The sequence below is a fragment of the Streptococcus gordonii genome, assembly GCF_001553855.1.
In the GTDB taxonomy this organism is placed as follows: Bacteria; Bacillota; Bacilli; order Lactobacillales; family Streptococcaceae; genus Streptococcus; species Streptococcus gordonii.
In genome coordinates this window covers 17,245-31,837 of sequence record NZ_LQWV01000039.1, presented here as the reverse complement: position 1 = coordinate 31,837, position 14,593 = coordinate 17,245, and the positions used below count along the sequence as shown (strand labels likewise).

Here is a 14,593-nt window from a genome sequence, read left to right as displayed (position 1 = left end):
TAGGAGATGAACTAAATATGAAAATTTTTGATGATATTCGTGAGGCCTTGCAGGATAAAGAAGTGAAAATTGTCCTGCCTGAAGGCGAAGAACCTCGTATTCTTCAAGCAACTAAGCGCCTTGTCAAAGAAACTAATATTACTCCAGTTCTTTTGGGTAATCCTGAAAAAATTCGTATTTATTTAGAAATAGAAGGAATAACAGAAGGGTACCAGGTCATTGACCCTACAAACTGTTCTTGCTTTGAGGAAATGGTGGAAGCTTTTGTTGAGCGTCGTAAAGGAAAAATTACTGCAGACGAAGCGCGTCAATTGTTGAAGGAAGATGTCAATTATTTCGGTGTTATGCTAGTCTATCTTGGTAAGGTTCAAGGAATGGTTTCAGGCGCTATTCACTCTACAGCAGCGACTGTTAGACCTGCTCTTCAAATCATCAAGACTTTGCCATGGGTTTCGCGCACTTCTGGTGCCTTTCTAATGGTTCGTGATGATGAGCGCTACATTTTTAGTGACTGTGCCATCAATATTGATCCAGACGCCAATGTTTTAGCAGAGATTGCTATTAACTCAGCTTTGACAGCACAAATTTTTGATATTGATCCGAAAGTTGCCATGCTCAGCTATTCTACCAAAGGTTCTGGTTTTGGAGAGAAGGTTGATAAGGTCGTAGAGGCAACTAAGCTGGCTCAGGAAATGCGTCCAGATTTGGCTATTGATGGTGAGTTGCAGTTTGATGCGGCTTTTGTACCTGCAACAGCAGAACTAAAAGCACCTGGTAGTCCTGTGGCTGGTCAAGCGACTGTCTTTGTCTTCCCTAGCATTGAAGCTGGTAATATCGGCTACAAGCTGGCAGAACGTTTAGGTGGCTTTTCTGCAGTAGGCCCTATCCTACAGGGGCTTAATCATCCAGTTAATGACCTTTCTCGTGGATGTAATGCAGATGATGTCTATAAGCTAACCTTGATTACAGCAAGCCAGGCAGTTGGTCATTATTAAGCGATATTTAAATATGGAGAGCTTGGGCTCTCCTATTTTTTATCCTTATGCTATACTAGATTTATGATAGATTTGAGAGAATACGGGATTGAGATGTGGGAGGCAGATAAAATCGCCTCTTTTAGAGAGAAATTATTAACTTGGTATGATAAAAACAAACGAGATCTGCCTTGGCGCAGAACAAATAATCCTTATCATATCTGGGTTTCTGAGATTATGCTGCAGCAGACTCGGGTGGATACGGTGATTCCTTACTATGAGCGTTTTCTTGACTGGTTCCCGACAGTATCTGACTTAGCACAGGCACCAGAAGATAGACTGCTCAAGGCTTGGGAAGGGTTGGGATATTATTCGCGGGTGAGAAATATGCAAAAAGCGGCCCAGCAGATAATGACGGATTTCGCTGGAAAATTTCCTGATAGCTATGAAGGAATTGCTAGCCTCAAAGGGATTGGACCTTATACAGCTGGTGCCATTGCTAGTATTGCCTTTGGACTAGCTGAGCCTGCGGTAGATGGCAATGTTATGCGGGTGCTGAGTCGCTTGTTTGAAGTTGATTTAGATATTGGTCAACCTAGCAATCGTAAGATCTTTCAGGCTATGATGGAGATTCTGATTGATCCAGATAGACCCGGAGATTTTAATCAAGCGCTGATGGATCTGGGGTCAGATATTGAAGCTCCTATTAATCCCCATCCAGAAGACAGTCCAGTAAAAGAGTTCAGCGCAGCTTATTTGCACGGAACTATGGATAAATATCCAATCAAAGCACCTAAAAAGAAGCCAGTTCCAGTCTATCTGCAAGGCTTGATTATCGAAAACGAACAGGGACAATTCTTGCTTGAAAAGAATGAGGCTACTGGCTTGTTATCGGGTTTTTGGCATTTTCCCTTGATTGAAGTTGAGGAATTTCAAACTGAAAATCAGATGTCCCTGTTTGAAGTCGCTGAAAATCAGCCCAGTCTGGAACTGTCTCCTCAAGAAAGCTTTGAGCAGGATTATGATTTGATTGTCAATTGGCAGCAGGAGTCTTTTCCAAAGGTGCAACATGTCTTCAGCCATCGCAAGTGGCATATCCAGTTGGTTTATGGTCAAGTTAAAGATAGTCATTATACAGCTGATGGGGAGGTCATGTGGCTACATCCAGATGAATTTGAGAAGTACCCTTTTGCCAAGCCCCAGCAGAAGATGTGGGAGGCTTTTCAAGATGTTAGAAATAAATAAAAAATCTGAGACTAATTTGGTCTCAGATTTTTTTGAATCAATTTTACAAGTTTGCAAAAGCTTTAATGTCATCTGCAGTCATAGAAGAATCACAACGAACTGCTACTTGGCCGTCTTGAACATGAACAAAACCAGGAACCGTCGGAATACTGTATTCAGAGCGGAAGGCTTGCAGTTTATCTAATTCGCTAGCTTCTTCACTGTTAATGAAGTAGATGTGGGCTTTAGTTTCAGCCACAACACCAGCCAATGTTCCAGCAAATTTACGGCAGTAAGGGCAAGTTTTGCGACCTACAAAGAAAGTTGCAGTCTCTTTGTCAGCAATCGCTTGACGAGCTCGGTCAACAGTTGTGACTTCCAAGTCTTTAATATTTTGAACAAATTGTTCCATAAATCATCCTCATTTCTTTTGATAGAACTAGTATGCCATAAAGTTTCTAAAATTGCTTAGATTTGATACGAAAAAAAGATGAGATTGGTTGGTCTCATCTTTTATAATTTCTTATTTTACAAAAGCGTTGATTTCCGCTTCGATATTTGCAATCTTAGCTTGTGAATCTTCGTTGCTTTCACCTACAACTGCAATGTAGAACTTGATTTTTGGTTCAGTTCCAGAAGGGCGAACAGCGATCCATGAACCATCCGCAAGTGTGTATTTCAAAACATCACTTGGAGGTGTTGTCAAGGTTGTTACAGTGCCATCTGCAGCAGTAGCAGTTTGAGCCTTGAAATCTTCTACGACAGTGATAGCTGTTGTGTTCCATTCTTTTGGAGCATTGTTACGGAACTTAGCCATAATCGCTTTGATTTGCTCAGCCCCGTCTACACCTGAAAGAGTCACAGAGATGGTCTTTTCAGCGTAGTAGCCGTATTCTTTGTAGATTTCTTCGATACCGTCAGCAAGTGTCAAACCACGTGAACGATAGTAGGCAGCAAGTTCAGCAACGACTAGAACAGCTTGGATAGCATCTTTATCACGTACAAATGGCTTAATCAAGTAACCGAAGCTTTCTTCAAATCCCATCATATAAGTGTGATTGTGTTTTTCTTCAAATTCTTGGATTTTCTCTGCGATGAATTTGAAACCAGTCAAAACGTTGAACATTGTTGCGCCGTAGCTTTCAGCAATCTTCGTTACCAAGTCAGTTGATACGATGGATTTGCAGAGAGCAGCATTATCAGGAAGAGTTCCAGCGCTCTTATGAGCTTCCAAGATGTATTTAGCCATGATAGCGCCGATTTGGTTACCTGAAAGGTTAAGGTAGCTACCATCTTTTTGAAGCACTTCAACACCAACACGGTCAGCGTCAGGGTCAGTTGCGACAAGAACATCTGCACCAACTTGACGACCAAGTTCTTCGGCAAGAGCGAAGGCTGCTTGATTTTCGGGATTTGGAGATTTAACAGTTGAGAAGTCTGGATCTGGAGTTGCTTGCGCTTCAACAACTTGAACAGAGTCAAATCCTGCTTGGGCAAGGGCACGACGGGCCAACATTTCACCAGTACCATGAAGTGGTGTGTATACAATCTTCATGTCTTTACCGAATTCTTCAATCAAGGTTGGGTTGATGTTTACGTCCTTAACTTCTTTAAGGTATTCTGCATCAACAGCTTCGCCAATGACTTCAATCAAACCAGAAGCTTTTTCAGCTTCGACATCAGCAACTTCTACAGCGAATGGATTTTCGATAGCACGAATGTATGTAGTCAAAGCGTCCGCATCGTGTGGAGGCATTTGCCCACCGTCTTCACCGTAAACCTTGTAACCGTTAAATGGTGCAGGGTTGTGGCTAGCAGTAATCATGATACCTGCGAAACAGTTGAGGTGACGAACAGCGAATGACAGTTCTGGAGTTGGACGAAGGCTTTCAAATACGTAAGATTTGATTCCATGTTTTGCAAGAACTGCAGCAGATTCAAAGGCAAATTCTGGAGAGAAGTGACGACTATCGTAGGCAATTGCCACACCGCGCTCTTTTTCGTTTCCACCTTTTGACTCAATCAAACGAGCCAAACCTTCAGTTGCTTGACGAACAACATAGATATTGATACGGTTTGTACCAGCGCCGATCAATCCACGCATACCTGCAGTACCAAATTCAAGATTGGTATAGAAGGCATCTTCCTTTGTTTTTTCGTCCATATTGTTTAAGTCTTGGCGAAGATAGTCTGGTAAATCAGCAAAATCAAGCCATTTTTGGAAGTTATCTTGATAAGTCATAGATGAAGTCTCCTTTGTTTAAAAAATGAAGAGAGGAAAATCATGATAAATCATCCCACTCTTGAATATATCTAATCGCTTTCATTGTAGCATATTTTCACTTATTTTGAAAGGTCAGATATAGAAAATGATGGAATACTTTTGAAAAAAATTTTTCAAGAATTTCAAATAAATCATATAGAGAAATTCAAAAAAGGACAGATAGATAACTGCCCTTACAAGATTATTGATTAGAAGATTATTGCTTAACTTTTTCAAGTGCAGGAACGATAGTTATTGTCAAGACTACCGAAATAAGTAACTCTGCAATTGAATTTGCGGATAAAACAACAGCAAGCATAGCTTGGATATTACCTTGATAGACATTTGAAAATAGGAAGAAGATTCCTCCCAAGACAAAAATGGTATTAGTAGCAGAACCAACTGCTCCAGCTAAAGCTAAACCAAGTTTGTTATGTAGGACTTTGTAGACAAGATAAGGAGTGAGACCGATTAAAATGCGGGGCACCATAGCGATCATAAGCGAATGTAGATTTCCGTTTGGTACAAAAGGGCTAAAAAGATAGCTACTAGGAATAAGTACTATGGTGTTAGTAATCACACTAATACATCCCATTAAGAAACCTAAGACCATTCCAACCTTTGGACCGTATAGAATACTAGCAATAATAACAGGTATATGAATAATCGTTGGTTTAATTGGTACTGGCAGAAGGTTGAAAATCACTGAGCTAAGCAGATGCAGTACCAACATAATGGCAAAGAAGATAGCAATTTGAGCAATTTTAGACTGTTTTTTCATAAATAAGTTCCTTTACTGTATCAATAATTGTGTCAATCTCAGCTAGAGCACCTGTCCCCTGATCACCACAGGCTAAAACAGCTTCGCGTGGTTGGATAATCTTCCATCCAAAACGTTGCAGACGCTCCAAATTGTGCTGAGTTAGCGGGTTTTCATACATTTTTGTGTTCATAGCTGGTGCCAAAATTTTCTTGGTTTGAATAGGTAAGGCCAGAGCAGTGGCTGTTACCATATTATCAGCTAGACCATTTGCTAATTTAGCGATGGTATTGGCTGTAGCTGGCGCCAGCAAGAAGAGGTCAGACTCTTTGGCAATGGCAATATGATTAACCTTACTAGGATCAGGTTCCTGCATGATATCAAGTCCTACTGGTTTTTGAGATAATACTTGTAAGGTCAATGGAGTGATAAATTTTGTAGCTGCCTCTGTCATGAGGACAGCTACATCAAAGTTCTCTTTCTTTAGGCGACTAGTAATATCTGCTGCCTTGTAGGCTGATATGCTGCCGCTAACTGCTAAGATAATCTGAGTCATGTTTTTTCCTCCCTGTGGATATGTTGGTAGAGGAGTTGAGCAATCTCAAGCTTGGAATGTGCTTGCGTCACCCTATCTTTTTCAACTAGATAAGCTTCATGCCCTTTCTCAGTAATTTTATTTAAATCATTGGCAACAATAATATCTGCTTTGTTTTTTTGGAGACTGGCTCGCGCTGTCTCAAGTAACTTTTCCTTAGAAACATCAACCAAGAGTTTGAATCCAATCAAGCGAATGTCGGGATTCCATTGTTTTACTAAGGAAATGATTTTTGGTGTTTTTTTAAGGAAAAGTACCTGGACATCATCCTGAGAAGAAATCTTGCTTTCCGAGTTAGACTTATTCAGTAATTCTGTAAGGTCAGAGCTAGCTAAAACCTCATCAAAGCCTGTCATATAAACTGGAGTGTAGTCAGAAACTGCCATAGCATGAATTAGTACATCGTGCGTGTGTACAAGTTGCTCCAGCTTTTCATGAAGCTCTGCGACATTTTCAATTTCTACTGTAGTAAGATTGGGATATAGTAGAGGACGGACAGCCTTGGAAGTCGTTACTAAAGTCACTCGGTCACCCTTATTTAGGAAAGTTTCAGCTATAATTTTTCCTAACTGTCCAGTTGAATGATTGGTAATAGAACGGACTCGATCGATTTTTTCACTTGTTCCACCTGAAGTAATCAATATATTCATAGCCTTATTTTACAAAAAAAAGTAAATTTAGTAAAATAATTATATTTACAGAAAGCTACTGAGAATTAAAATTTTGAAAACAGATTGAAGTTACTTGTTTCTTATCAATAATCTATAGGAATGATTGTAATTTTTTGAAAAAGGAGAGAGTATGGAGAAAGAGAAATATCAGTTTGAATATTACGCTGGTTCGAATTTTTATTTCACAAATTTGATGTTTATATTGGTCATGTTTGGATTTGGAATTGTTGCTTTTATAAGTATATATATGGATATTGATAAGGGCATAGAGCATGATTTGTCGCACTCTACCTTAATGATTATATTCCTAGCATCGATCTTTGGTGGAATCATACTCTATCTGATACAAAATATATTTAAAGAAAAAGAAAGCAAGGTACCAATTCTAGCCGGGACAAAAGATGAGTTCGTCTTTCGCATTGATGATGAACAAATTAGCATTCCATGGAAAGATATTCAAAGAATTTCTTATAAGAAACGTTCCGAATATAGTTCTGAAGGACATAGAAGTGTAAAGCATTATATTTGCCCCTATACCCAAGCTGGTCCTGATTACGAAATTTCAATTGATAAATTAGATGAAGATCAGTATGATATCTACGATGTTTTAAATAAATACCATCCTGAGATTCTTTTGAGCGGATTTTTTGATTAAAGCTATTACAACTTAATTTTTAGATTACTATAGAGATTCATGTGAATTTCATAATTTTATCTCATGAATTCTAATTTTCGTAAAACAAAACACGAACAATATTTTTTAAAAAGAGTTAAATTGTGTAGATTCTACTCTTTTTTTGTTATAATCTATATACTAAATGGATGAAGGAGAATTTGATGAAAACAGATATCGAAATTGCTCAAAGTATTGAATTACAGCCTATAGTGGAAGTGGTGAAAAAAATTGGCATTGACTATGATGACTTGGAACTGTATGGTAAGTACAAGGCTAAGCTTAGCTTTGATAAGATTTCTGAGGTAAGAAAAAATCCAGTTGGTAAGTTGATTTTGGTAACGGCTATTAATCCAACTCCAGCAGGTGAAGGGAAATCAACTATTACCATTGGTCTTGCAGATGCCTTGAATAAGATTGGCAAGAAAACGATGATTGCCATCCGCGAACCGTCTTTGGGTCCAGTAATGGGGATCAAAGGAGGAGCAGCTGGCGGTGGCTATGCGCAGGTCTTGCCTATGGAAGATATTAACTTGCATTTTACTGGAGACATGCATGCCATCACAACGGCTAACAATGCCTTGTCTGCACTCATTGATAATCATTTACATCAAGGAAATGCTCTGGGAATCGATCAGCGTCGTATTATCTGGAAACGTGTTGTGGACCTGAATGACCGAGCTCTTCGCCATGTGACTGTTGGTCTAGGAAGTCCGGTGAATGGTATTCCGCGCGAAGATGGTTTTGATATCACGGTTGCTTCTGAAATTATGGCGATTCTTTGCTTAGCTACGGATATTGAAGACTTGAAAAAGCGCTTGGCCAACATTGTTATTGGCTATCGCTATGATCGTACACCAGTTTATGTTCGTGATCTTGAAGTCGAAGGTGCCTTGGCTTTGGTCTTGAAAGATGCGATTAAGCCAAATCTGGTACAGACTATTTACGGGACACCAGCCTTTGTTCATGGTGGACCGTTTGCCAATATCGCCCATGGCTGTAACTCTGTTTTGGCGACTAGCACAGCGCTTCGCTTGGCTGATTATACAGTGACAGAAGCAGGATTTGGTGCGGACCTTGGTGCTGAGAAATTCTTGGATATTAAAACTCCGAACTTGCCAACCTCTCCTGATGCGGTCGTAATTGTTGCGACTTTACGCGCTCTCAAGATGAATGGTGGCGTGGCTAAGGATGCACTTACAGAGGAGAATGTTGAGGCGGTCCGAGCTGGTTTTGCTAACCTTAAACGCCACGTTGAAAATATCCGTAAGTTCGGTATTCCAGCAGTTGTTGCAATTAATGAATTTGTTTCTGATACAGAAGCTGAAATTGTAACCTTGAAGGAACTTTGTGCAGAAATCGGAGTACCGGTTGAGTTAGCTAGCGTTTGGGCTGACGGCGCTCAAGGTGGTGTATCTTTGGCTGAGACTGTAGTCAAAACCATTGACGAAGAGCCTGCTCGTTACACTCGACTTTATGACAATGAACTCTCTATTGAAGAAAAGATAGAGAAGATTGTCACAGAAATCTATCGTGGTTCCAAAGTGAACTTTGAGAAAAAAGCGCAGACTCAGATTCGGGAAATTGTCAAAAACGGCTGGGACAAGCTGCCAATCTGTATGGCCAAAACGCAGTATAGCTTCTCAGACAATCCAGCTGCTCTGGGTGCGCCAGAAAACTTTGAAATCACCATTCGTGAATTGGTACCAAAACTTGGGGCAGGCTTTATCGTGGCTTTGACAGGAGATGTCATGACCATGCCAGGATTGCCGAAACGCCCAGCTGCACTCAATATGGATGTGGCAGCAGACGGTACAGCGATTGGTCTATTTTGATCATGGTTTAAAAGACTCGTTACGAGTCTTTTTTGGTATAATAATGAAAATACTGAGAACATGGAGTCATTATGGAGATTAGATTAGCTAAGCCATCAGATGCTAGATCCTTGTTAGATATTTATGCGCCTTATGTCGAGAATACAGCCATTACTTTTGAATATGAAGTTCCGACCATTGGGGATTTTGCAATTAGGATTGAGAAAACATTGGAAAAATATCCTTACCTGGTGGCGGAAGAAGACGGTGTAGTCTTGGGTTATGCTTACGCTTCGACTTATTATGCGCGTGCAGCCTATGATTGGGCGGTAGAATTATCCGTCTATGTGAGTCAAGAAGCTCGAGGAAAGGGAGTTGGTACTAAGCTTTATGATGCGCTAGAAGACTTGTTAGAGCAGATGGGTTATATCCATTTTCTAGCCTGTATTTCTCTGCCAAACGAGGCTAGTCTGGCTTTGCATAGAAAAAGAGGCTATCAGCAGGTGGCGCATTTCCCTAAAATTGGCTATAAATTCAACCGTTGGAACGATATTGTTTGGCTACAAAAGTCTTTAGACAAGGAAGCTAGACCAATCAAGCTTTTAAAAGAAAAGGAGTAGGAAGTATGAAAAAGAAATATCTAATTATTTTGTTGTTAACCATTGGTTTAATTACCTTATCTGGTTGTCAGATGATTGAAAACTGGCTTAAAAATGCCAAAGAGGAATGGGTTGGTTTAGAGATGACAGTTCGCACCTATGATGAAAATTCACAGCTTATTGACCAGATGTCGGGCAAGTCCCTATCCATCTCGCGTAACGAGGAGTTTGATTCAGTTGATGCGGAAGGAAATTCCAAGGAAGATTCTTCTGTGCTCAAAATCACCTTGGGTAAGTATGAGATTGACCATGTGGGCTCTTCCTTGATTGCAGAAGAAAAAGGCTTGAAAGATGTCTTTGCTCAATATCAAAAGACTGCAGATATTGAGGAGAATAGTCATTCTGTTCCCGTTTTGAATCGCATGATTTCAGCCTTTAAAAATGACTTTACTGGAAAGAAAAAGGTTATTTTGATTCGTTCTCAAAATGGGACCCCGCTGGCAGCCTATGCTGGCGACCGTGTCTCTCTTGATAAATCTGATGCTCCTAAAACTTCGGAGTTGTTGATTGATGGCAAACGTCTCGTGATTTACCGATGTGACTACACTATTTATGACCGTGAATTGCTGGAGTAAGCTATGGATGTAAAAGAATTACTAGAAGAGCTAAAAAGAGTAGCTAGCCCTAATGATGCAGTGGCTATGAAAGCCTATATGAAAAATAAATTTGAGTTTCTAGGAGTTAAGACTCCGGCTAGACGGAAGCTCGTAAAAGCTTTTTTCAAACAACAGACTGACTCTGTTATTGACTGGAATTTTATAAATGAAGCTTGGAATAATCCTTATCGAGAATTGCAGTATGTAGCGCTCGACTATCTGGAGATTCGCAAGAAACTATTGACACCATCTGACTTTCCACGTTTAAAAAAACTTGCCCAAACAAAATCTTGGTGGGATACAGTTGACTTTCTAGACCGCTTGGTCGGATCCATTATTGCCCGATTTCCCGAAACCAAAGCTACTATTTTATCCTGGAGTTGTGATGAGGATATCTGGTTGCGTCGCTTGGCTATTGATCATCAGCTATTGCGAAAAGAAGAAACAGACACGGAGCTCTTGGAGAAGATTTTAGTAAATAATTTGGGCCAAACAGAATTCTTTATTAACAAGGCCATCGGCTGGGCGCTTAGAGACTATTCAAAAACCAATCCAAACTGGGTCAAGGATTTTATAGAGGGGCATCGAGCTGAAATGGCTGCACTTAGTATTCGAGAGGGAAGTAAGTATATATGAAACAAGTTTATTTAAAATATCTGGAAGAGAAGGATTACTCGGTTTGGCTGGAAGGTTTTTCTAATAGACTACCCTCTCAATCGTCATTTGATGACGGGCTTTTAGATATGACAATTTGTACAGAAAGTTGGTTTGCAGATTTGGTGGCTAAGCACCGCGATTTCCGAGAGAAAGACCAGCAGTATATTTGGGGAATTTATGATGCAAAAAGCGGAAAACATGTAGGTATGGTTAATTTATTTGTGCTAGCTAGAGACGATTTTCAATGGGCGGAAATAGGTTATACGATACATAATCAATTTTGGCGTCAGGGCTACGCCAGAGCAATGCTAGAAGAACTCAAGAAAGTCTGTCGTAAACTAGGTTTTCATCGTTTAGAAGCACATGTGGATCTCCAGAATATCCCTTCACAAAAATTGCTAGAGCAAGCTGATTTCTATCTTGAAGGAGTACGAAAAAAATTCCAAAAAGAAGGTCAAGAGTGGAAGGATAGACAAGTCTTTGTTTATATTTTAGATTAAATACCTTGACAAAGTGGTGAAAGATAGGGTAAACTAGACTTCATGCGATGAGTCGATTGGCTCTTAAGAGCCTTTTGCGCTGAGGAGGTCTACATTTAATTGTAACGCAGGAGCGGACCTTGAGCAGTTGTGTGAACCAGCTGTTCTCATCGAAAGATGCCTCGAATCCCCAGTCTACGGATTGGGGATTTTCTATTGCTCTTGACGAAATGTCTTCGAAGAAGGCAGTTGAGCCTTAGAGCAATGGATGCAGTTTGGTTCGTAAGAACAAAAGCTGTAAACTTTGATCCCTCTCTTAGAGAGGCAAGACGATTAGTCGAAGCCGAACTTAGAGAAATTGATGCTTATACGGTCGGCGTTGAGAGTGCTATTTCTCTTGATGAAATGACTTCGAAGAAGGCGGTTGAGTCGTAGAGCAGTGGATGCAGTTTTGTTCGTAAGAATAAAAGCTGTAAACTTTGATCCCTCTCTTAGATAGGCAAGACCATTAGTCGAAGCCAATCTTAGAGACATTGATACTGAAACGGCCTACCATGTCGTTAGTTCTATTGATCTTGATGAAATGAATTCGCAGGAAGAAGTTGAGTCATAGAGCAATGGATACAATTTTGTTCGTGAGGGGAAGAAGCAGTAACCTCATAAAAATTTCTTGAGAAGGTAAGGGATTTTGTATCTGTTGATGTGGATAAAACATTTCATGTAAAAAATAAAACATATTTAAGATCAGAAATAATTCAATACTAGTCCTGTATAGTCTCAAATTAGATTTACATTTTTTTAAAAAAATAGTATAATTATCAAATATACAAAATTTTTAGAAAATTCAGAGGTAGATTGTATGGGATATACAGTTGCTGTAGTGGGTGCTACTGGAGCCGTTGGAGCTCAGATGATTAAAATGTTGGAAGAATCAAGTCTTCCTATTGATAAAGTGCGCTTTTTAGCGTCTGCACGTTCAGCTGGAAAGATTTTGCAGTTTAAGGGGCAGGATATTGTAATTGAAGAAACTACTGAAACTGCTTTTGATGGCGTTGACATTGCTCTTTTTTCTGCTGGTGGCTCGACTTCAGCAAAGTATGCTCCTTATGCAGTTAAGTCTGGGGCAGTAGTTGTTGATAATACTTCTTACTTCCGCCAAGACAGCAAAACTCCATTAGTAGTACCAGAGGTTAATGCCCATGCATTGGACCATCACAACGGAATTATTTCTTGTCCAAACTGTTCTACTATCCAAATGATGCTTCCATTGAAAGCAATCGCTGATAAATGGGGAATTGAGCGCGTGATTGTATCAACCTATCAGGCTGTATCTGGTGCTGGTATGGGTGCAATTTTGGAAACGCAGGATCAGTTGCGTCAGGTATTAAATGATGGTGTTGATCCAAAGGATTTGACTGCTAATATCTTGCCTTCTGGTGGGGACAAGGAGCATTATCCAATTGCGTTTAATGCATTGCCACAAATCGATGTTTTCACGGACAATGACTATACTTATGAAGAAATGAAAATGACCAAGGAGACTAAGAAAATTTTAGAAGATGACTCTGTTAAAGTTTCTGCTACCTGCGTCCGCATTCCAGTCTTGTCAGCGCATTCTGAATCTGTCTATATTGAAACTAAAGAAACTGCCTCTATCGAAGAAATAAAGGCTGCCATTGCAGCCTTTCCGGGTACAGTCTTAGAAGATGATGTTGCTCATCAAATTTATCCGCAAGCTGTCAACGCAGTTGGTAGAAAAGAAACTTTTGTTGGTCGGATTCGAAAAGACCTTGATATTGAAAATGGCGTTCATATGTGGATCGTATCTGATAATCTTCTTAAGGGAGCTGCTTGGAATTCAGTACAAATTGCTGAAAGCTTGCATGAGCGTGGCTTAGTTCGTCCGACTGAAGAGCTTGTTTACGAGCTAAAATAAAAGGTTGATTAGAAGACTTAATAGTTTTCAAAACAGGATAAAGCTAGTTTGAATTTTAATGTTTCTGGTTTTTTCAGATTCTAGATGAGATAACTGATAAATGACTAGTTTCATTAAGTCAATTAAACCTCAAACAAGTTTTGCTATAACAAAAAGAGGCTAAGAAGAAATTCTTTAGGCCTCCTTTCCTTATATAGAAAGGTTTTCATATGGCTTATAAAGATTTGCTTAATTGTAAAATAATCACTGCTTTCATTACACCCTTTCATGAAGATGGATCAATTAATTTTGAAGCTATTCCTGACTTGATAGAGCATCTTCTGGCTCACCACACGGATGGTATTTTATTGGCGGGTACAACAGCAGAAAGTCCCACTCTTACTCACGATGAAGAATTGGAATTATTTGCGGCTGTTCAAAAGGTTGTTAAAGGCCGTGTCCCTTTAATAGCGGGTGTCGGTACCAATGAAACACGTGACTCTATCGAATTCGTCAAAGAAGTAGATGCTTTTGGTGGTTTTGCAGCTGGTTTAGCTATTGTTCCTTATTATAATAAACCTTCACAGGAAGGCATGTACCAGCACTTTAAAGCAATTGCAGACGCTTCAAACTTGCCTATCATTATTTACAATATACCTGGACGGGTAGTAGTTGAGATGACTCCTGAGACCATGCTGAGGTTGGCAGAACATCCAAATATTATCGGTGTTAAAGAATGTACTAGTCTTGCTAATATGGCTTATTTGATTGAGCATCGTCCAGAGGAGTTTCTGATTTATACTGGTGAGGACGGTGATGCCTTTCATGCTATGAATCTGGGGGCTGATGGAGTTATCTCTGTTGCTTCTCACACAAACGGTGATGAAATGTTTGAAATGCTGGACGCAATTGAGCACAATGACATCAAAAAAGCAGCAGCTATTCAACGGAAATTCATTCCCAAAGTCAATGCTCTTTTCTCTTACCCGAGCCCAGCTCCAGTCAAGGCTGTTCTTAATTACTTGGGCTTTGCGGCAGGCCCAACTCGCTTACCACTTGTGCCTGCACCTGAAGAAGATGCCAAACGCATTATTAAGGTCGTGGTTGATGGTGACTACCAAGCAACCAAAGAGACTGTTAAAGGTGTCCTGAGACCGGATTATTGATTGATGAAATTAAAACAAATTATATCTAGAAAGGATTGCCTAGCGCATTCCTTTTTTATATGAACTTTTTAGGCTAAAGAAAAAAGAAAGCTACCTTTGAAAAATATTGGAAAAAATTATATAATATTAGGGTGCAGTCAAGCTTTG

The 14,593-nt window shown here is 39.8% G+C and carries 15 protein-coding genes; 10 read left to right on the top strand and 5 right to left on the bottom strand.

Features of this window, described 5'->3' with window-relative positions; all coding sequences use genetic code 11:
- Positions 1 to 17: 17 nt before the first annotated feature.
- Together pta and mutY are read left to right on the top strand one after the other, a co-directional pair.
- The gene (pta, locus tag AWH02_RS08655) at positions 18 to 995 is read left to right on the top strand and encodes a phosphate acetyltransferase (RefSeq protein WP_045503184.1); all 978 of its coding nucleotides are present in this window, start codon (positions 18 to 20) and stop codon (positions 993 to 995) included.
- Between the two features lie 63 nt (positions 996 to 1,058).
- Positions 1,059 to 2,219: an A/G-specific adenine glycosylase gene (mutY, locus tag AWH02_RS08650; protein WP_045773365.1), complete on the top strand. Its 1,161-nt coding sequence runs from the start codon at positions 1,059 to 1,061 to the stop codon at positions 2,217 to 2,219.
- A 43-nt stretch (positions 2,220 to 2,262) separates the two neighbouring features.
- Here the strand turns inward: mutY and AWH02_RS08645 are convergent, their stop codons facing one another.
- The 5 genes from AWH02_RS08645 to AWH02_RS08625 form a co-directional block, all read right to left on the bottom strand.
- Positions 2,263 to 2,610 carry a thioredoxin domain-containing protein gene (locus tag AWH02_RS08645; protein ID WP_045773366.1) on the bottom strand — a complete coding sequence of 116 codons (348 nt, stop codon included), beginning with the start codon at positions 2,608 to 2,610 and terminating at the stop codon, positions 2,263 to 2,265.
- A gap of 111 nt (positions 2,611 to 2,721) precedes the next feature.
- Positions 2,722 to 4,440 (bottom strand): phospho-sugar mutase, encoded by a 1,719-nt coding sequence (locus AWH02_RS08640; RefSeq protein WP_060553547.1) that lies wholly within the window; start codon positions 4,438 to 4,440, stop codon positions 2,722 to 2,724.
- Positions 4,441 to 4,678: 238 nt separating this feature from the next.
- Positions 4,679 to 5,242 carry an ECF transporter S component gene (locus tag AWH02_RS08635; RefSeq protein WP_045773368.1) on the bottom strand — a complete coding sequence of 188 codons (564 nt, stop codon included), beginning with the start codon at positions 5,240 to 5,242 and terminating at the stop codon, positions 4,679 to 4,681.
- Positions 5,226 to 5,777, bottom strand: coding sequence for a phosphopantothenoylcysteine decarboxylase (gene coaC / locus AWH02_RS08630; protein ID WP_060553548.1), 552 nt, complete (start codon positions 5,775 to 5,777; stop codon positions 5,226 to 5,228). The genes AWH02_RS08635 and coaC overlap by 17 nt, the downstream gene beginning before the upstream one ends.
- On the bottom strand, positions 5,774 to 6,466 hold the full coding sequence (locus tag AWH02_RS08625) for a phosphopantothenate--cysteine ligase (protein WP_045773369.1): 693 nt from the start codon (positions 6,464 to 6,466) through the stop codon (positions 5,774 to 5,776). The genes coaC and AWH02_RS08625 overlap by 4 nt, the downstream gene beginning before the upstream one ends.
- A 151-nt stretch (positions 6,467 to 6,617) precedes the next feature.
- Here AWH02_RS08625 and AWH02_RS08620 point away from each other — a divergent pair, with 151 nt between their 5' ends.
- The 8 genes from AWH02_RS08620 to dapA all read left to right on the top strand — a co-directional run bounded on the left by AWH02_RS08620 (position 6,618) and on the right by dapA (position 14,446).
- Positions 6,618 to 7,142 carry a hypothetical protein gene (locus tag AWH02_RS08620; RefSeq protein ID WP_048780077.1) on the top strand — a complete coding sequence of 175 codons (525 nt, stop codon included), beginning with the start codon at positions 6,618 to 6,620 and terminating at the stop codon, positions 7,140 to 7,142.
- Between the two features lie 182 nt (positions 7,143 to 7,324).
- On the top strand, positions 7,325 to 8,995 hold the full coding sequence (locus AWH02_RS08615; protein WP_060553549.1) for a formate--tetrahydrofolate ligase: 1,671 nt from the start codon (positions 7,325 to 7,327) through the stop codon (positions 8,993 to 8,995).
- A gap of 71 nt (positions 8,996 to 9,066) precedes the next feature.
- Complete coding sequence (locus tag AWH02_RS08610; protein ID WP_045773372.1) at positions 9,067 to 9,594, top strand: GNAT family N-acetyltransferase; 528 nt, start codon at positions 9,067 to 9,069, stop codon at positions 9,592 to 9,594.
- A 5-nt stretch (positions 9,595 to 9,599) separates the two neighbouring features.
- Complete coding sequence (locus AWH02_RS08605; protein ID WP_045773373.1) at positions 9,600 to 10,208, top strand: DUF5052 family protein; 609 nt, start codon at positions 9,600 to 9,602, stop codon at positions 10,206 to 10,208.
- A 3-nt stretch (positions 10,209 to 10,211) separates the two neighbouring features.
- Entirely contained in the window at positions 10,212 to 10,865 is a 654-nt protein-coding gene (locus AWH02_RS08600; protein ID WP_060553550.1) for a DNA alkylation repair protein, read from the top strand.
- Positions 10,862 to 11,386: a GNAT family N-acetyltransferase gene (locus AWH02_RS08595; protein ID WP_060553551.1), complete on the top strand. Its 525-nt coding sequence runs from the start codon at positions 10,862 to 10,864 to the stop codon at positions 11,384 to 11,386. The genes AWH02_RS08600 and AWH02_RS08595 overlap by 4 nt, the downstream gene beginning before the upstream one ends.
- An 838-nt stretch (positions 11,387 to 12,224) precedes the next feature.
- Positions 12,225 to 13,301 carry an aspartate-semialdehyde dehydrogenase gene (locus tag AWH02_RS08590; protein WP_060553552.1) on the top strand — a complete coding sequence of 359 codons (1,077 nt, stop codon included), beginning with the start codon at positions 12,225 to 12,227 and terminating at the stop codon, positions 13,299 to 13,301.
- Positions 13,302 to 13,510: 209 nt separating this feature from the next.
- The gene (dapA, locus tag AWH02_RS08585) at positions 13,511 to 14,446 is read left to right on the top strand and encodes a 4-hydroxy-tetrahydrodipicolinate synthase (protein ID WP_060553553.1); all 936 of its coding nucleotides are present in this window, start codon (positions 13,511 to 13,513) and stop codon (positions 14,444 to 14,446) included.
- Positions 14,447 to 14,593: the final 147 nt, after the last annotated feature.